The sequence below is a fragment of the Bradyrhizobium rifense genome, from assembly GCF_008123425.1.
Lineage (GTDB): Bacteria > Pseudomonadota > Alphaproteobacteria > Rhizobiales > Xanthobacteraceae > Bradyrhizobium > Bradyrhizobium rifense.
On record NZ_VSSS01000036.1, the window covers coordinates 1 to 15,955 of the forward strand.

General features: G+C 65.3%; 19 protein-coding genes. 14 read left to right on the plus strand and 5 right to left on the minus strand.

The window, feature by feature from the left end:
* Nucleotides 1-134: 134 nt before the first annotated feature.
* Nucleotides 135-863, minus strand: coding sequence for a phosphonate metabolism transcriptional regulator PhnF (phnF, locus tag FXB40_RS23625; RefSeq protein ID WP_148774607.1), 729 nt, complete (start codon nucleotides 861-863; stop codon nucleotides 135-137).
* Between the two features lie 119 nt (nucleotides 864-982).
* Between phnF and phnG the strand changes: the two genes are divergently transcribed.
* Genes phnG through FXB40_RS23670 form a run of 9 tightly spaced genes read left to right on the plus strand, consistent with a single transcriptional unit; the run spans nucleotide 983 to nucleotide 7,985 of the window.
* Nucleotides 983-1,447, plus strand: coding sequence for a phosphonate C-P lyase system protein PhnG (gene phnG / locus FXB40_RS23630; protein WP_187437091.1), 465 nt, complete (start codon nucleotides 983-985; stop codon nucleotides 1,445-1,447).
* Nucleotides 1,448-1,451: 4 nt separating this feature from the next.
* Complete coding sequence (gene phnH, locus FXB40_RS23635; protein ID WP_187437092.1) at nucleotides 1,452-2,060, plus strand: phosphonate C-P lyase system protein PhnH; 609 nt, start codon at nucleotides 1,452-1,454, stop codon at nucleotides 2,058-2,060.
* Between the two features lie 3 nt (nucleotides 2,061-2,063).
* Complete coding sequence (locus FXB40_RS23640) at nucleotides 2,064-3,179, plus strand: carbon-phosphorus lyase complex subunit (RefSeq protein ID WP_148774609.1); 1,116 nt, start codon at nucleotides 2,064-2,066, stop codon at nucleotides 3,177-3,179.
* Nucleotides 3,176-4,072: an alpha-D-ribose 1-methylphosphonate 5-phosphate C-P-lyase PhnJ gene (locus tag FXB40_RS23645; RefSeq protein ID WP_148774610.1), complete on the plus strand. Its 897-nt coding sequence runs from the start codon at nucleotides 3,176-3,178 to the stop codon at nucleotides 4,070-4,072. Before FXB40_RS23640 ends, FXB40_RS23645 begins: the two co-directional genes overlap by 4 nt.
* The gene (gene phnK / locus FXB40_RS23650) at nucleotides 4,065-4,862 is read left to right on the plus strand and encodes a phosphonate C-P lyase system protein PhnK (protein WP_148774611.1); all 798 of its coding nucleotides are present in this window, start codon (nucleotides 4,065-4,067) and stop codon (nucleotides 4,860-4,862) included. The genes FXB40_RS23645 and phnK overlap by 8 nt, the downstream gene beginning before the upstream one ends.
* 22 nt (nucleotides 4,863-4,884) lie before the next feature.
* The gene (gene phnL / locus FXB40_RS23655) at nucleotides 4,885-5,583 is read left to right on the plus strand and encodes a phosphonate C-P lyase system protein PhnL (RefSeq protein WP_187437093.1); all 699 of its coding nucleotides are present in this window, start codon (nucleotides 4,885-4,887) and stop codon (nucleotides 5,581-5,583) included.
* Between the two features lie 12 nt (nucleotides 5,584-5,595).
* On the plus strand, nucleotides 5,596-6,753 hold the full coding sequence (locus tag FXB40_RS23660; RefSeq protein WP_148774613.1) for an alpha-D-ribose 1-methylphosphonate 5-triphosphate diphosphatase: 1,158 nt from the start codon (nucleotides 5,596-5,598) through the stop codon (nucleotides 6,751-6,753).
* Complete coding sequence (gene phnN / locus FXB40_RS23665; protein ID WP_148774614.1) at nucleotides 6,750-7,346, plus strand: phosphonate metabolism protein/1,5-bisphosphokinase (PRPP-forming) PhnN; 597 nt, start codon at nucleotides 6,750-6,752, stop codon at nucleotides 7,344-7,346. Before FXB40_RS23660 ends, phnN begins: the two co-directional genes overlap by 4 nt.
* 27 nt (nucleotides 7,347-7,373) lie before the next feature.
* Nucleotides 7,374-7,985: a pyridoxamine 5'-phosphate oxidase family protein gene (locus FXB40_RS23670; RefSeq protein WP_148774615.1), complete on the plus strand. Its 612-nt coding sequence runs from the start codon at nucleotides 7,374-7,376 to the stop codon at nucleotides 7,983-7,985.
* A gap of 203 nt (nucleotides 7,986-8,188) precedes the next feature.
* Here the strand turns inward: FXB40_RS23670 and FXB40_RS23675 are convergent, their stop codons facing one another.
* Nucleotides 8,189-8,920: an SDR family NAD(P)-dependent oxidoreductase gene (locus FXB40_RS23675; protein WP_148774616.1), complete on the minus strand. Its 732-nt coding sequence runs from the start codon at nucleotides 8,918-8,920 to the stop codon at nucleotides 8,189-8,191.
* 386 nt (nucleotides 8,921-9,306) lie between these two features.
* Here FXB40_RS23675 and FXB40_RS23685 point away from each other — a divergent pair, with 386 nt between their 5' ends.
* Entirely contained in the window at nucleotides 9,307-9,528 is a 222-nt protein-coding gene (locus FXB40_RS23685) for a hypothetical protein (RefSeq protein ID WP_148774617.1), read from the plus strand.
* Nucleotides 9,529-9,538: 10 nt separating this feature from the next.
* On the opposite strand, the gene FXB40_RS23690 is transcribed toward FXB40_RS23685, so the two are convergent.
* The 3 genes from FXB40_RS23690 to FXB40_RS23700 form a co-directional block, all read right to left on the minus strand.
* A complete protein-coding gene (locus tag FXB40_RS23690; protein ID WP_148774618.1) occupies nucleotides 9,539-10,321 on the minus strand; it encodes an alpha/beta fold hydrolase in 783 nt (260 codons plus the stop codon).
* A gap of 4 nt (nucleotides 10,322-10,325) precedes the next feature.
* A complete protein-coding gene (locus FXB40_RS23695; protein WP_148774619.1) occupies nucleotides 10,326-11,621 on the minus strand; it encodes an O-acetylhomoserine aminocarboxypropyltransferase in 1,296 nt (431 codons plus the stop codon).
* Nucleotides 11,622-11,718: 97 nt separating this feature from the next.
* Nucleotides 11,719-12,513, minus strand: a complete 795-nt coding sequence (locus FXB40_RS23700) for an IclR family transcriptional regulator (RefSeq protein ID WP_148774620.1) — start codon at nucleotides 12,511-12,513, stop codon at nucleotides 11,719-11,721.
* Nucleotides 12,514-12,643: 130 nt separating this feature from the next.
* On the opposite strand from FXB40_RS23700, the gene FXB40_RS23705 reads away from it, so the two are divergent.
* Genes FXB40_RS23705 through hpaH form a run of 4 tightly spaced genes read left to right on the plus strand, consistent with a single transcriptional unit; the run spans nucleotide 12,644 to nucleotide 15,943 of the window.
* Nucleotides 12,644-13,609, plus strand: coding sequence for a Bug family tripartite tricarboxylate transporter substrate binding protein (locus FXB40_RS23705; RefSeq protein ID WP_148774621.1), 966 nt, complete (start codon nucleotides 12,644-12,646; stop codon nucleotides 13,607-13,609).
* Nucleotides 13,609-14,226, plus strand: coding sequence for a flavin reductase family protein (locus FXB40_RS23710; RefSeq protein ID WP_187437094.1), 618 nt, complete (start codon nucleotides 13,609-13,611; stop codon nucleotides 14,224-14,226). The genes FXB40_RS23705 and FXB40_RS23710 overlap by 1 nt, the downstream gene beginning before the upstream one ends.
* A gap of 49 nt (nucleotides 14,227-14,275) precedes the next feature.
* Nucleotides 14,276-15,136, plus strand: a complete 861-nt coding sequence (locus FXB40_RS23715) for a fumarylacetoacetate hydrolase family protein (RefSeq protein WP_148774623.1) — start codon at nucleotides 14,276-14,278, stop codon at nucleotides 15,134-15,136.
* 3 nt (nucleotides 15,137-15,139) lie between these two features.
* Nucleotides 15,140-15,943, plus strand: coding sequence for a 2-oxo-hept-4-ene-1,7-dioate hydratase (gene hpaH / locus FXB40_RS23720; protein ID WP_148774624.1), 804 nt, complete (start codon nucleotides 15,140-15,142; stop codon nucleotides 15,941-15,943).
* The last annotated feature ends 12 nt before the right edge of the window (nucleotides 15,944-15,955 follow it).

Genomic DNA, 15,955 nt, shown 5'->3' on the forward strand with positions numbered 1-15,955 from the left:
TCGCGCTATTACAAGGGTGGGTAAAGCGAAGCGTGCCCACCAGCTCTGTCTTGATGTCGATAGATGGTGGGCACGGCGCAAACGCGCCTTTGCCCACCCTACGATTCCAGTTTCGTGGAGAGAGGATCGGCCCCCTACGGCTCGACCAAAAACTCCACCCGCTCCGCCGCGAAGCGCGAGTGCTTCGTCACCAGCGGCTTGCCCTCGAGATCGAGGTCCGTCGCGTCGACCACCAGGATCGGCCGCCCCAGCGGCAGATCGAGCCGCGCGGCGTCGGTGGCGTCAACGATGCCGGCGGTGATCCGGGTGGCGCCGCGGCGGTAATCGCCGATCCCGTAATGCTCGAGCATCTTCGTCATCGAGCGCGTCGCGGCAAACACCGTGCCCGCGCCGGGAAACAGTTCCGCAGACAGCCAGGTGGTGGAGACGCAGATCGGCGTGCGGTCGGCGAGGCGGATGGCCTCGATCCGCACCAGCGGCGCGCCGGTCTTCAACCCCAGTTCCCGCGCGACCTCGCGGGTCGCGACGTCTTCTGACGCCTCGATCATCCGGCCATGCGGCTCACGGCCGTCGGCGCCGACGATCTCCGAGAAGCGCGTGCGCGAGCGCAGCGGATAAGCGAGCTTCTGCGCCTCGACATAGGTTCCGCTGCCGCGCTCGGCGCGCACGATGCCGCGCTCGGCGAGCGCTGCCAGCGCACGTCGCACGGTGTGGCGATTGACGCGATAGGTTTCGGCGATCTCCATCTCGCCCGGCAATTTGTCGCCTGCGGCAAAACGGCCGTCGGCGATGCCGCGCTCGATGCCGTCGGCAACGAGGCGCCACAACGCGACGCCTGAGGAGGCGGTGTCCTGCATGCTCATGTCGGCGGCCAGCCTAGCCCGAAAATCACACGTTTGTCACGAAACAGTCATGGCGCTTCCGTATCAAGTTGTCTATTATCATAGACAACTTGAGTTCGGCAAGTTCTGTCAAAAGGTCGATGGATTCGGTGACCCAGCACAACACCCAGCAAGCCCAGCGCCAGGCCGCCATGGCCGTGCTGGCGCACGCGGAGGCGGGCGAGATCGCCGCCCGCCTCCGCACGATCCCCTTGCCCGGCCATCAGGATTTGCGCGAACCGGAGAACGGTCTGGTGATGCTGCGCGGCCGGGTCGGCGGCGACGGCGCGCCGTTCAATCTCGGCGAAGCGACGGTGTCGCGCGCCGCGGTGCGGCTTGCGAGCGGCGAGGTCGGCTTCGGCTACACGCTCGGGCGCGACGGAGAGAAGGCGCGGCTGATCGCGCTGTGCGACGCGCTTGTCCAATCGCGCGATTTTGGCGGGCTGGTGGAGCGCGACGTTATCGCGCCGTTGCGAGAGCAGCTTATGATTCGGCGCAAGCAGGCGGCGGAAGAGACCGCTGCGACGAAGGTTGATTTCTACACCATGGTGCGCGGTGAGGGGTGAGGCCATGACCACGATTGCGGAACTGCCGCCCGGTTTCGTCGACAAGGTATTGTCGGCGCAATCGACCTTTCGCTCAGTGATGGATGCGATGGCGCGGCCGGGTGCGGTCCAGCGCATCGTGCCGATGGCGGGAACGGCCGGCCCGATGATGCGCGGCACCGCCGCGATCGCGCTGACGCTGTTCGACCACGACACGCCACTCTGGCTCGATGCGGGGATGTCGGAAAGCTCCGACGTCCTGAAATGGCTCAAGTTCCACACCGGCGCGCCGGTGATCCAGGATTCCTCGATCGCGGCCTTCGCGCTGATCAGTGACGGCGGTGCGCTGCCCTCGCTCGAGCGTTTTGCGCTCGGCACCAACGAGTATCCGGATCGTTCGACGACGATAATCATCCAGGTCGAGAGCCTGGCCTCAGGACGGAGCTTCGAGCTGCGCGGCCCCGGCATCGACGGTGTCGCAACGCTCCAGGCGTCGATCAAGCCGTTCGACCTGTTTGAACGTCTGCATCTCAACGAGACGCTGTTTCCGCGCGGTATCGACGTGGTTCTGGTCGCCGATGATGCCGTGGTGGCGATTCCGCGCACCACGCGTGTCATGAGCAAGGGAGGCTGACGCATGTATGTCGCAGTCAAAGGCGGCGAACGCGCCATCGAGAACGCTCATCGCCTGCTCGCCAACGCGCGGCGCGGCGACCAGAGCGTTGCGGAAGTCTCCCTCGACCAGATCTCGGAACAGCTCGGGCTCGCCGTCGACCGCGTCATGAGTGAAGGTTCGCTCTATGACCGCGAGCTTGCTGCGCTCGCGATCAAGCAGGCGCGCGGCGATCTGATCGAGGCGATCTTCCTGGTCCGCGCCTTCCGCGCCACCTTGCCGCGCTTCGGCGCCAGCGCGCCGGTCAACACCGGCGCCATGCGGGTGCAGCGGCGGGTGTCCTCGACCTTCAAGGACATTCCCGGCGGCCAGATCCTCGGACCGACCTTCGACTACACCCATCGCCTGCTGGATCCCTCGCTTAGCCAGGGCTTTGTGCCGGAAGCGCCGGCTGTGGCCGCAGCCTCGACGGCACCGACGCCGCGCGTGACGGATATCCTGGGCCGCGATGGGTTGATCGAATCCTCGCCCCAAGCCGAAGACGGCGCCAGCGTCGGCGATCTCACCCGCGAGCCGCTGAACTTTCCTGCGGACCGCGATCTGCGCCTGCAAAATCTCGCCCGTGGCGACGAAGGCTTTCTGCTGGCGATGGGCTACTCCACCCAGCGTGGCTACGGCCGCAACCATCCCTTCGCCGGCGAGATCCGCTTCGGCGAGGTCGAGGTCGAATTTGCAGCCGAAGATGTCGGCTTTGCCGTGCCGCTCGGCTCGATCGAGCTGACGGAGTGCCAGATGGTCAACCAGTTCAAGGGTTCGGCGACGGAAGCGCCGTGCTTCACCCGCGGCTATGGCCTCGCCTTCGGCCAGAGCGAGCGCAAGACCATGTCGATGGCGCTGGTCGACCGGGCGCTGCGCGCTCGCGAGCTCGGTGAAGAGCTCGGAGCCCCGGCGCAAGATGAAGAATTCATATTGTCGCATTCGGACAACGTCCAGGCGACCGGCTTCGTCGAGCATCTGAAGCTGCCGCATTATGTCGACTTCCAGTCCGAGCTCGGCCTGCTGCGCAAGCTGCGAAAGGAATTTGCCGAAGCTTCTGCCGAAGCCAATGCGCCTGATGCCATGAAGGAGGCCGCGGAATGAACGCGCCCGCCTACAATTTCGCCTATCTCGACGAGCAGACCAAGCGGATGATCCGCCGCGCGATCCTGAAGGCGATCGCGATCCCCGGTTACCAGGTGCCGTTTGCCAGCCGCGAAATGCCGATGCCCTATGGCTGGGGCACCGGCGGCGTGCAGGTGACCGCCGCGATCCTGGGACCGCAGGACGTGCTAAAGGTGATCGACCAGGGCTCCGACGACACCACCAACGCGATCTCGATCCGCAAATTCTTTGCCAAGACGGCCGGCGTTGCCACGACGACCTCGACGGACGAGGCGACCGTGATCCAGACGCGCCATCGCATTCCCGAGGTCGCGCTGCACGCGAACCAGGTGCTGGTCTATCAGGTGCCGATCCCGGAGCCCCTGCGCTTCCTCGAGCCGCGCGAGACCGAGACGCGGCGCATGCACGCGCTGGCCGAATACGGCCTGATGCATGTGAAGCTGTACGAGGACATCGCCCGCTTCGGCCATATCGCGACCGCCTACGCCTATCCGGTCAAGGTGAATGGGCGCTACGTGATGGATCCGTCGCCGACTCCGAAATTCGACAATCCCAAGATGGACAATTGCCCGGCGTTGCAATTGTTCGGCGCCGGCCGCGAGAAGCGCATCTATGCGATCCCGCCCTATACGAAAGTTGTGTCGCTCGATTTCGAAGACCACCCGTTCGAGCCCTATCGCTTCAACGCGCCCTGTGCGCTGTGCGCCGCTGAAAATTCCTATCTCGATGAGATCGTCACCGACGACAAGGGCAGCCGCATGTTCGTCTGCTCGGATACAGATTATTGCGAGGGACGTCAGGCCGCCGGCCATCACGGTGCCCTGAGTGCTGCGCCGTACAAGGACAAGGCGCAGGGAGGTGCAAATGGCTGATCAGGATCTGCTCGAAACCGATCAGCCGCTGCTCGTTGCGAACGCGCTCAGCAAGTCCTACGGCCGCATTGCGGCGTGCCGTGACGTATCGTTCTCGCTCTATCCCGGCGAGGTGCTGGCGATCGTCGGCGAATCCGGCTCCGGCAAGTCGACGCTACTGCAACTCCTGTCGGGCCAGCTTGCCACCAGCGGCGGGCAGGTGTCCTACCGGATGCGCGACGGCGTCACCCGCGACCTCGCCGCGCTTGGCGAAGCCGAGCGGCGCCTGCTGTTCCGCACCGATTGGGGCTTTGTGCATCAGGATCCGGCGCAGGGCCTGCGCATGGCGGTCTCCGCCGGCGCCAATGTCGGCGAGCGGCTGATGGCGGTGGGTTGGAATCATTACGGCCGGATTCGCGAGTCCGCCTCCGACTGGCTGACGCGGGTCGAGATCGACGTCGCCCGTATCGATGATGCGCCGCGCACCTATTCGGGCGGCATGCGCCAGCGCCTCCAGATCGCGCGCAACCTCGTCACCGGTCCGCGGCTGGTGTTCATGGACGAGCCGACCGGCGGGCTCGATGTTTCAGTGCAGGCCCGCCTGCTCGATCTCCTGCGCAATCTCGTCGCCGAACTGCATCTCGCCGTCGTCATCGTCACCCACGATCTCGCGGTCGCGCGCCTTCTGTCGCATCGCGTGATGGTGATGAAGGGTGGCCGCGTCATCGAGACCGGCCTCACCGACCAGGTGCTGGACGATCCGCGCGAGCCTTACACCCAGCTTCTCGTCTCGTCGATTCTGCCGCCATAAGCCTTCTCACATGAGCCTTTCTATGACCGCCATGATCGACATCGCCGACGCCAACAAGACCTTCACGATGCACCTGCAAGGCGGCATCGAATTGCCTGTCGTGCGCGGCGTGAACTTCCACGTCAATCCGGGCGAATGCGTCGTGCTGTCCGGTCCGTCCGGCGCCGGCAAATCCTCGATCCTGAAGATGATCTTCGGTAATTATCGCTGCGACTCCGGCCGCATCGGCATCCGCCATCGCGGCGAGGTGATCGACCTCGCCACCGCCGAGCCGCGGCAGGTCCTCAACGTCCGCCGCGCCACTATTGGCTATGTCAGCCAGTTTTTGCGTGCGGTACCGCGGGTCGCCACAATCGACGTCGTCGCTGAGCCCTTGATCGTCAACGGCATGGCTCGCGTCGATGCGCAGGCGCGCGCAGGCGAGCTCCTGCATCGTCTCAACATCCCTGAAAGGCTCTGGCAGCTTCCGCCCGCGACCTTCTCCGGCGGCGAGCAGCAGCGCGTCAACATCGCGCGCGGCTTCATTTCGGACCTGCCGATCCTGCTGCTGGATGAGCCGACCGCCTCGCTTGATGCCGCCAACCGCGCCGTCGTGGTCGCGCTGGTCGCCGAGAAGAAGCGCCAGGGCGTCGCCATGGTCGCGATTGTGCATGACGACGAAATCCGCCATTTGATTGCCGACCGCATCGTCGATGTCACCAGCTTTGCCGCCGCGGCCTGAAGGAAGAGGGACATGAACGCCAAGCCGAAGGACATCGTGATCGCCAATGCCAGGATCGTGCTGGCTGACCGGGTGATCGAACAGGGCTGGCTTGCTCTCGCGGACGGACGCATTGCCGAGATCGGCGAGGGCAGGGCGCCTGCAGGCGCCGAGGATGCCGGCGGCGATCTCATCATGCCCGGCCTGATCGAGCTCCACACCGACCATCTCGAAGCGCATTACGTGCCGCGCCCAAAGGTGTTCTGGAATCCGGTCGCTGCCGTCATCTCCTATGACGGCCAGCTCGCGACCTCGGGCATCACCACCGTGTTCGATTCGCTGCGGGTCTGGCGCGAGGACGGTGCCGAGGAGGTCGATGGCCGCGCCGGCGTGCTCGCCGCCGCGATCACGACCGCACGCGATTCCGATTTGCTGCGCGCCGACCACTTCCTGCATCTGCGCTGCGAAATCCCGATGCCGAGTGTGGTCGAGGAAGCCAAGGAGCTGATCGACCGGCCCGACGTCAAGCTGATGTCGCTGATGGACCACACCCCCGGCCAGCGCCAGTTTCGCGACGAGGTCAAGCTGCGCGACTATTACCGCGGCAAGGGCGGCGGCAAGACCGATGCCGAGCTCGACGAGCTGTTCGCGAAGCGGTTCGACTACCAGAAGAAATACGCCGCGGCCAATATGCGCGAGATCGTGTCGCTGGCGCATATGTACAAGATACCGCTCGCGAGCCATGACGACACCACCGAGGAGAATGTCGCCGACGCCGTGCGTGACGGTGTCGCAGTGGCGGAATTCCCGACCACGTTGGAGGCGGCGCGCGGCCTGCATCAGGCCGGCATCGATATCCTGATGGGGGCGCCCAACGTCGTGCGCGGCGGCTCGCATTCGGGCAACATCGCAGCGGTCGATCTCGCCCGCGAGGGCCTGCTCGACATCCTGTCGTCGGACTACATCCCGTCCAGCCTGCTGATGGGCGCGCTGCAACTGCCCGAGCATGCGCCCTCGATCAGCCTGCCGGCGGCCGTTCGCACCGTGACCAAGGCACCCGCCGACGCCGTCGGCCTCACCGACCGCGGCGAGATCGCAATCGGCAAGCGCGCCGATCTGATCCGCGTCCACGTCGCAGGCAGCGTTCCCGTGGTTCGCAGCGTCTGGCGGGAAGGGGGCCGTGTCGCATGAGCGAGACCGTCACGACGGCGACGGACGCGGCGGGCGCGATCGGGCCAGGGCGGCTGGTGCTCGTGGTCGGCCCGAGCGGCGCCGGGAAGGACACGCTGCTGCGGCTGGCGCAGGCGGCCTGTGTTGACGATCACGATGTCGTCTTCCCGCGCCGCGTCGTGACGCGCGCGTCCTCTGCCGACGAGGACAATATTGCGGTGAGCGCCGACGAATTCGCCCGCGCGCGCGATCATGGCGATTTCGCCGTGTATTGGGACGCGCATGGGCATTCCTACGCCCTGCCGCTGGAGATCAACGACGACATCCGTGCGGGGCGGGCCGTCGTGTCCAACGTCTCGCGCACCGTGATCGCTGCGCTACGCCAGGCCTATGCAAATGTCATCGTGGTCGCGATCACCGCGCCGCCGGACGTGCTGGCGCAGCGCCTTGCCGCGCGCGCGCGTCACACCGACGGCAATATCGCGGACCGGCTCGCGCGCAGCGTCGATGACGCCTCGGCCAATGCCGACGTCACCATCCTCAATGCCGGCAGCGCGGACTATCACGGCCGCCAGCTTGTGCGCGTGATCAGGAATGAAAGCTGGCGCGAGTGACGGCCGGCGCAACACGGAGAGAGTGGAATGACGGTGATCAAGACGGTCGAGGAACTCGAGGCCATCTACGGCGCCGTTGGTGACGCCTCGACCGTGAAAGTCGCCGACCACGTTACCCCGCTCTACCGCATCTTTATCGAGAAGGCGCCGTTCGCGGCGCTGGCCACCATCGGGCCCGAGGGCATCGACTGCTCGCCGCGCGGCGATCTCCCCGGCTTCGTCCGCATCCACGATCAGCATACTCTGATGTTGCCCGATCGTCGCGGCAACAACCGGGTCGATTCGCTGCGCAACATCGTGCGCGATCCCAGGGTGTCGCTGATGTTCCTGATCCCCGGCTCCGGCAACGCGGTTCGTGCCAACGGCCGCGCGCATCTCTCGGTCGATCCGGACTTGCTTGCTTCGTTCAAGGTCGAGGGCAAGCCGCCGCGCAGCGTCATGGTGATGCATGTGGAAGAGATCTACTTCCAGTGCGCCCGCGCCATCGTCCGCTCCGACCTCTGGAATCCCGACAAGCGCATCGACCCCAAGACGCTGCCGACACCAGGGCAGATCCTTGCCGAGATGAGCCAGAACACGGTTGGCGGCGAGGAGTATGACAGCATCTGGCCGGAGCGCGCCGCGGCGACGATGTGGTGAATGCTGTCTTTCCCTCTCCCCTTGCGGGAGACGGGTGAGGGGTTTGTCTCCGCGAGTCTGGAATCGTAGGGTGGGCAAAGGCGTACTTGCGCCGTGCCCACGATCTCTCCGTGGTCGCGAGAAATGGTGGGCACGCTTCGCTTTGCCCACCCTACGGCGTTCCCCGAGCTTGGAAGAGGAAGCCCGCCGCAGACACCAAACGTCTAATTAAACGCCATCCCGCCGCTCAATGCGATCGACTGCCCGGTCATGTAGGCGTTGTCGACCAGCAGCATCACGGCTTTCGCCACCTCGTCCGCCGTGCCGAAGCGGCCGAGCGGGATGCGGCTGATCAGTTGCGGCTGGCCGCTCATCATGTCGGTCTCGATCAGCGACGGCGCCACCGCGTTGACGGTGATGCCCTCCTTCACCAGCCGCGCCGCGTAACCTCGCGTGAGCCCTTCCATGCCGGCCTTGGAGGCATTGTAATGTGGCCCGATCGAGCCGGCGCCTCGCGCGGCACCCGAGGAGATATTGACGATGCGGCCCCACTTTCGCGCGCGCATCGACGGCAGCACCGCCTGTGTGCAGAGGAAGGCCGATTTCAGATTGACCAGCATGGTGCGGTCGAAATCGTCCTCGGTGAGATCGTCGACGCCGCGCGTGATGGCGATGCCCGCGTTGTTGACGAGAATGTCGATCGGCCCGAGCCCTTTCGTGACACGCTCGACCATGTTGTCGACGGCGTCGCGCTGTGAGACGTCGGCCGCAACCACGATGGCGCGTCCGCCTTGTTTGCCGATCTCGCTCGCCAGCTTCTTGGCCTGTCCGATCTGCTCGCGACAGTTGATGGCCACCGCCGCGCCGGCCTCAGCCAGCGCACGACAGACGGCGGCGCCGATCCCGCGCGAGCCGCCGGTGACGAGCGCCACGCGCCCTTTCAGATCGTCCGCCATATCAGGATCTCCCTATCTTTGCTTTGCGTTAGCCGGAGTTTACCATGCTGACCGTGCGGGCGTATTGAACTCATCACGAGATGAATCCGACTGTCAGCGCTTGTGGCGGGAGAAGCGCGCAAGCGCGCCGCTGCCAAATATGGATAGCCATTTCATTGACCAAACGCGCCAATCACTCGATATTCGAAGCATCGAAACTGCTCCTTGGGTCGAAGCCGCAATATGAGAATCGGTCACCAGCGCAATCACAACGGCATGCACGCGTGCATGATGCGGCGCTGTTTCTCCGCGGCTACCGGCGCTTGTTGTTGCTGACCGCCTTCTAGCAACGCGCCACACCACAAATCCCAAGACAGAAGCGCCGAAAGTCCGGCGAACGAGCAGTCATGTCCCAGCCACAGTCCAACGCCTACATCATCGAAATCCACGATCGCGCCGCCGGCATCATCACAAGAGAAGAGCGCGGCTTCCGTTTCTTCTCGTCCGAGCGCCTGTTCGACAGTCTGGAAGGCCGCCAATTTCGCTCGGCACGCGAGGCCGAGCGTGCCGCCCGCGCCGTGTTTTCCGAGCGGGGCCGGCGCGCAAGTTCCCCGCTCTTTGCCAACTGATCGCTAGGACTCAGCCTTTCAGCGCCGTCAGCAATTCATCCGGGCGCTCGGCCATGATCATGTGGCCCGCGCCCGGCACGACGACGGTCTTCGCGTGCGGGATCGCGGTCGCAAGCGCCTTGCCGGCCTTCGCCGGCGTCATCATGTCCCGCTCGCCGAGGATGAGGGTCGCAGGCACCTTGACGGTCGCGGCCGCTTGAAGCGCATTCGCGTAGGCATTGCAGGCCGACAAATCCTTGAACAGCACGCCGGGCTCGCAAGACTTCAGCACCGCCTGTGCACCGCCATGCATCCAAAGGCCCGGTGCGAGGCTACCGCCGAGTTCGGCGTTGAAGCCAAGGCCCCAGATTGAGACCATGTCGTTGGCATCCTGTGAGTTGGCTTCAGCAGCCTTCAGCAGGTCGGGGCCGACCGTCATGGTCGCGGCCGTGCCGATCAGGCTCAGTGCGGAGACCTTGGCGGGGTGACGCGCGGCGGTTTCCAGCGAGATCAGCGATCCCATGGAATGGCCGATCAAGTGTGCTTTGGCGCTACCTGCCGCATCGAGCAGCGCAGCCGTCCAGTCGGCCATGTCGGCGATGCTTCCGAGCGACGGACCGGCCGAGCGGCCGTGGCCGGGCAGGTCGGGCGCCAGCACGCCAAAGCCGTGATGGGCGAACCAGCGTGTATGCAGCGCCCAGGTCGAATGGTCGAAGCCCGCGCCGTGGATGAAGATGACCGTTGGCAGCGACTTGTCGAATTCGCGGCCGCCGGTTGCGACAAACACCTCGGCGCCGTTAACGGAGAGCTTCATCGTGTCAAACCTTCTGCGAGATGCGCAGCGCCTGCGCGAGATCATCGATGATGTCGGAGACGGTCTCGATGCCGACCGACAGCCGCACCAGCTCCTCGCCGATGCCGGCGGCCCTAAGCTGCTCGGCGTCCATCTGCTGATGCGTGGTCGAGGCCGGGTGGATCACCAGCGTCTTGGCGTCGCCGACATTGGCGAGATGGCTGATCATGCGCAGCGACTCGATGAACTTGCGCCCCGCAGGCCGGCCGCCCTTGATGCCGAAGGAGACGATCGAACCGGCGCCACGCGGCAGCAGCTGTTTTGCGAGCTGATAGTCCGTGTGGTCTTCAAGCGAGGGATGCAGCACCCAGTCGACCGCCTTGTTGGCCTTGAGCGCCTCCAGCACCAGATGCGTGTTCTGCATGTGGCGATCCATGCGCACGCCGAGCGTCTCGACGCCTTGTAGCAGCTGGAACGCGTTGGTCGGCGACAGGCAGGCGCCGAAATCGCGCAGGCCTTCGGTGCGCGCGCGCATGATGAAGGCGGCGGTTCCGAACTGCTCGTCGAAGACGATGCCGTGATAGCCGCCATACGGCTCGGTCAGCACGCCGAACTTGCCGGAGTCGCGCCAGTCGAAGCGGCCGCCATCGACGATGGCGCCGCCGATCGCGATGCCGTGGCCGCCGATCCATTTGGTTGCCGAGTGCATCACGATGTCGGCGCCGAGCTCGATCGGCCGGCTGAGATAGGGCGTCGCAAAAGTGTTGTCGATCAGCAACGGAATTTTTGCCTCATGCGCGATCGCCGCGACCTTCGGAATGTCCAGCACCTCCAGTCCGGGATTGCCGATGGTCTCGCCGATCACGAGTTTTGTGTTCGGCTTGATCGCCTTCCGGAACGCGTCGTGATCGCGCGGCTTCACGAACGTCGTGGTGATGCCGAAGCGCGGCAGCGTGTGCGCCAGCAGATTGATGGTGCCGCCGTAGAGCGAGCTCGACGCCACGATGTGGTCGCCGGCATTCAGCAGCGTGGCAATGGCGAGATGCAGCGCGGCCATGCCGCTCGCGGTGCAGATCGCGCCGACGCCGCCCTCCAGCGCCGCGAGCCGCTCTTCCAGCACGCCGGTGGTGGGGTTGGAGATGCGCGTATAGATGTGGCCGGCGCGCTCCAGATTGAACAGCGCGGCGGCGTGATCGGAATCCTGGAACACGTAGGACGTGGTCTGGTAGATCGGCACCGCGCGGGCGCCGGTCGCGGGATCCGGATGCTGGCCCGCATGCAGGCTCAGGGTCTCGAAGGCAGGCGGTTTTGGCGCGGGCATGCGGGGCCTCGTTGGTCGATCGGCGATGGCGGCCCTTGTGCCACAAAATCGCGCGCTACGTCAGCCCATTGACAGCCTGGCGCGGGCGCGCGCAGCGTCAGGCACTCGCGCGAATGGCCTGCTCGATCACGCGGGCTTCGCGCAACAAGATCTCTGCAACCTCCTGCTCGCGGCGCGGGCCGAGCCTCGTCCGAACGGCGGAGACGGTCATCGCCGCTGCAGGCCGGCCGTCCGGCGTCTTGATCCAGGTCGAGATCGATTTCGTGCCTTGCACGAGACCGATTTCCCGCATGCCATATCCGCGACGCCGCGCCGCGGTGACCTGGCCGAGCACCGTCGCGGCCTCGGTCCGATAGGCTTCGAACCGCTTCTCATTCGCTGTGACGATTTTTCGCGCGTCCTGCGCCGGCAGCGCGGCGAGGATGGCGACGCCCGCGCTGGAGACGCCGAGCGGGCGGCGCGCGCCGACCTCGATCGATAGCACCTGGATCGGATAGGCGCCGATCCTGCGATCGACGCACAGCGTGTCGTTGCCGGTCCGCACCGTCAGGAACAGCGTATCGCCGATCTCGGCGGAGGCGCGTCGCAGCGACGGACCTGCGGCGACCAGCAGCGGCGAGGGTCGGGGGCGCGCAAGCGCCAACTCCGGCACCTGGTTGCCGATCGCGTAGCGACCGGTCCTGTCGTGCCGCTCGACGATGCCTTCTTCGATCAGCACGTGAACGATGCGGTGCACGGTCGGGCGCGTCAGGCCGGTCGCCTGCACCACTTCGGTTAATGGCACGCCGTCTTCGCGGCCTGCGGCAAGAATACGCAGTACGGCAAGCGCGCGGCGGATCGCCTGCGCGCCTTGTCGCGGTTCTGTCGCGCTTGAGGAAGTTCTTCTGTCCATAATATGGACAAGAACGCCACAATTCGCTCGACAGGTAAAGGGCGCATCTGGAGATTGCGCTCCGATCGGGATGCCTTGCGCGACGTCAGGGCAATCGACGTGAAATTGGAAGCGCCGTCGGGAGGTTAACATGAGATTAATCGGGATCGCCATCGCTGCTGTCGCCGCGATGCTGGCGGGGCCCGCGTCGGCCCAGCAATGGCCGGCGCGCAGCGTCAAGCTGCTGGTGCCCTATCCGGCCGGCGGCAATGTCGACAGCGCCGCGCGCATCATCGCCGACAAGCTCCAGGAAAAGCTCGGCCAGCCCTTCATCATCGAGAACAAGGCCGGCGCCGGCGGCATGATCGCGGGCGAGGCTTTTGCGAAATCGGCGCCCGACGGCTACACGCTGTTCGTCGGCGCCAACGGCCCGGTGCTGTTCGCGACCGAGATCAACAAGCGCGATGCCTATAACTGGAAGAAGGACTTCTTGCCGATCTCGACCATCTCGATGACGCCGCTGGTGCTCGAGGTCCATCCGTCGGTGCAGGTCACGAGCTTCAAGGAATTCATTGAGCTTGCCAAGCGCGAGCCCGGCAAGCTGACCATGGCCTCGCCCGGTCCCGGCACCACCAACCATCTGCTCAGCGAGCTGATGCAGTCGAGTCTCGATCTGCAATGGGTCACCGCGCATTACCGCGGCAACGCACCGGCGATCAACGACCTGCTCGGCGGTCAGGTGCAGTTCGCATTCGACCAGCTCACGGTCAGCCTCCAGCACATCAAGGCGGGCCTCTTCCGCGCACTTGCCGTCACCAGCCCGCATCGGTTGAAGTCGCTGCCTGATGTGCCGACCTTCGCCGAGCTCGGCTACAAGGATTTTGACGGTCAGACGTTTACGGGCCTGTTCGCACCCGCTGGCACGCCTGCGCCCATCGTGGACAAGCTGCACGAGACGCTGGTTGCGATCCTGAAAGACCCGGGCGTGATCGACAAGTTCGACAAGCTCGGCGGCGAAGCCGTCGCGATGACGCCCGATGAGTTCAAGGCCTATCTCGAGCGCGAGGACGCCAAATGGATTCCAATCGTGCGCAAGGCCAACATCAAGGCTGACTGATGCGGATCGACCCCACCGAGCTCGGCGCGGAGCGCATCTACCGGCTGATGACCGGCATCGTGGTGCCGCGCCCGATCGCGTGGGTGACGAGCCTGTCGCGCAGCGGCGTGCTCAACCTCGCGCCGTTCAGCGCCTTCACTTTCGTGTCGCAGAAGCCGCCGATGCTGGCCATCAGCGTCGGCCGCAAGGGCGCCGACTACAAGGACACTGCGCACAACATCCTCGATACCGAGGAATATGTCATCCACATCGCTGACACGCCGCTAATGTCTGCGGTGCACGACAGCTCGGTGGAGCATCCGCCTGAAATCAGCGAGGTCGAGCATCTCGGGCTGGAGACGCTCGCCTGCGAGCGCATCAAGGTGCGCAGGCTCGCCGCCGCGCCGGTCGCGATGGAATGCCGCTTTCGCCAGTGCCTCGAATTCGGCGAGGCGCGCAGCCGGCTGATCGTCGGCGAAGTCGTGATGTTCCACATTCGCGACGGCCTTTTGAATGACGGCAAGGTCGAAACCAAAGCACTCGATCCGATCGCCCGCATCGGCGGTCCGCGTTACGCCACTCTCGGAGAGATCGTGACGCTGAACACCGTGTTCCAGACTCCCAAATCGAAGGACTGAGCGCGCGGACGCCTAGCGTACGCCGCCTGAAGACCATTGGAGAACGACGATGCGACTGTTGAGCTATCTTGTTGACGGAGAGCAGCGCTACGGCGCGGCCGTTGATGGCGGCGTCGTCGATCTGACCAAGCGGATCGGCCGCGAATTCTCCGACGTGAAGGCGTTAATCGCTGCCAACGCGCTGGCCGAGGCGCAGGGGGCGGTGGCCGGCCAGAAGCCGGATTATGCGCTGGACAAGCTCACGCTATTGCCGCCGGTGCTGGCGCCGGAAAAGCTCTGGTGCATCGGCGTCAACTACGCCGAGCGCAACGCCGAATATAAGGACAATTCGGACCTGCCCAAATATCCGAGCCTGTTCGTGCGTAGCATGTCGTCCATGACCGGCTCCGGCCAGCCACTCGAAAAGCCGCACGTGTCGGAGCAGCTCGACTACGAGGGCGAGCTCGTCATCGTGATCGGCCAGGGCGGCCGTCATATCGCACGTGAAAGGGCCTGGTCGCACATTTTCGGCATGACGCTGTGCAACGAGGGCACCATCCGCGACTGGCTACGCCACGGCAAGTTCAACGTCACGCAGGGCAAGAATTTCGATCGCTCCGGCAGTATCGGCCCGTGGATCGTCACGGCGGACGAACTCGACCCGCGCGGACCGCATGACATCATGACCCGCGTCAACGGCGAGGTGCGACAGCAGGACACCACCGAGCGGCTGATGTTCCCGTTCGATTTTCTGATTTCCTATCTCTCCACCTTCGCCACCCTGAAGCCCGGCGACATGATCGTGACGGGCACGCCGACGGGAGCGGGCGCGCGCTTCGACCCGCCGCGCTGGCTTAGGGACGGCGACGTCGTCGAGGTCGAGTCCAGCCGCATCGGCGTGCTGCGCAACGTCGTCGCGGCGGAGCAATAGATCATGCTCGACACCGTCACGATCGAACGCCTTGCCGCGCGCCTCGATGAGGCCGATCGCACCAAGGCGCTGATCCCGATGTTCTCCAGGGACTATCCCGGCTTCAGCATCGAGGACGCCTACGCCGTCCAGCGCGCCTGGACCAAGCTGCAGCTTGGCCGCGGCCGCGTCATCAAGGGCCACAAGATCGGCTTGACCTCGAAGGCGATGCAGAACGCGGTCGGTATCTCCGAGCCTGACTACGGCGTGCTGTTCGCCGACATGTTCTATGCCGACGCCACGCCGATTCCGTTCGATCGCTTCCACGCGCCACGGATCGAGGTCGAGCTCGCCTTCGTGCTGAAGGCACCGCTGCGCGGGCCGGACTGCACCATCTTCGACGTGCTCAACGCCACCGATTACGTCACACCCGCGCTGGAGATTCTGGAGACGCGCATGCATCGCGTCGATCCCGAGACCGGCAAGACCCGAAAAGTCATGGACACGATCTCGGACAACGCCGCCAATGCCGCGCTGGTGCTGGGCGGCCGGCCGTTCCGTCCGCTGGATGCGGATTTGCGCTGGATCGGCGCGCTCTTGTTCCGCAACGGCGAGGTCGAGGAGACCGGGCTTGCGGCCGGCGTGCTCAACCATCCCGCCAACGGCATCGCCTGGCTCGCCAATCGGCTGACGCCGCATGACGAGCATCTCGCCGCCGGCGAGGTCGTGCTGGCGGGGTCGTTCACGCGTCCGGTCGATATCCGCCGCGGCGACACGTTCCATGCCGACTACGGCGCCTTCGGCTCGGTGTCGTGCCAGTTCGTCTGAACCAACAATAAA

Excerpts from the sequence above, each read along its gene's own strand:
- phnF (WP_148774607.1), bottom strand. The coding sequence starts at position 863 with ATGAGCATGCAGGACACCGCCTCCTCAGGCGTCGCGTTGTGGCGCCTC.
- phnG (WP_187437091.1), top strand. The coding sequence starts at position 983 with ATGGATTCGGTGACCCAGCACAACACCCAGCAAGCCCAGCGCCAGGCC.
- phnH (WP_187437092.1), top strand. The coding sequence starts at position 1,452 with ATGACCACGATTGCGGAACTGCCGCCCGGTTTCGTCGACAAGGTATTG.
- FXB40_RS23640 (WP_148774609.1), top strand. The coding sequence starts at position 2,064 with ATGTATGTCGCAGTCAAAGGCGGCGAACGCGCCATCGAGAACGCTCAT.
- FXB40_RS23645 (WP_148774610.1), top strand. The coding sequence starts at position 3,176 with ATGAACGCGCCCGCCTACAATTTCGCCTATCTCGACGAGCAGACCAAG.
- phnK (WP_148774611.1), top strand. The coding sequence starts at position 4,065 with ATGGCTGATCAGGATCTGCTCGAAACCGATCAGCCGCTGCTCGTTGCG.
- phnL (WP_187437093.1), top strand. The coding sequence starts at position 4,885 with ATGACCGCCATGATCGACATCGCCGACGCCAACAAGACCTTCACGATG.
- FXB40_RS23660 (WP_148774613.1), top strand. The coding sequence starts at position 5,596 with ATGAACGCCAAGCCGAAGGACATCGTGATCGCCAATGCCAGGATCGTG.
- phnN (WP_148774614.1), top strand. The coding sequence starts at position 6,750 with ATGAGCGAGACCGTCACGACGGCGACGGACGCGGCGGGCGCGATCGGG.
- FXB40_RS23670 (WP_148774615.1), top strand. The coding sequence starts at position 7,374 with ATGACGGTGATCAAGACGGTCGAGGAACTCGAGGCCATCTACGGCGCC.
- FXB40_RS23675 (WP_148774616.1), bottom strand. The coding sequence starts at position 8,920 with ATGGCGGACGATCTGAAAGGGCGCGTGGCGCTCGTCACCGGCGGCTCG.
- FXB40_RS23685 (WP_148774617.1), top strand. The coding sequence starts at position 9,307 with ATGTCCCAGCCACAGTCCAACGCCTACATCATCGAAATCCACGATCGC.
- FXB40_RS23690 (WP_148774618.1), bottom strand. The coding sequence starts at position 10,321 with ATGAAGCTCTCCGTTAACGGCGCCGAGGTGTTTGTCGCAACCGGCGGC.
- FXB40_RS23695 (WP_148774619.1), bottom strand. The coding sequence starts at position 11,621 with ATGCCCGCGCCAAAACCGCCTGCCTTCGAGACCCTGAGCCTGCATGCG.
- FXB40_RS23700 (WP_148774620.1), bottom strand. The coding sequence starts at position 12,513 with ATGGACAGAAGAACTTCCTCAAGCGCGACAGAACCGCGACAAGGCGCG.
- FXB40_RS23705 (WP_148774621.1), top strand. The coding sequence starts at position 12,644 with ATGAGATTAATCGGGATCGCCATCGCTGCTGTCGCCGCGATGCTGGCG.
- FXB40_RS23710 (WP_187437094.1), top strand. The coding sequence starts at position 13,609 with ATGCGGATCGACCCCACCGAGCTCGGCGCGGAGCGCATCTACCGGCTG.
- FXB40_RS23715 (WP_148774623.1), top strand. The coding sequence starts at position 14,276 with ATGCGACTGTTGAGCTATCTTGTTGACGGAGAGCAGCGCTACGGCGCG.
- hpaH (WP_148774624.1), top strand. The coding sequence starts at position 15,140 with ATGCTCGACACCGTCACGATCGAACGCCTTGCCGCGCGCCTCGATGAG.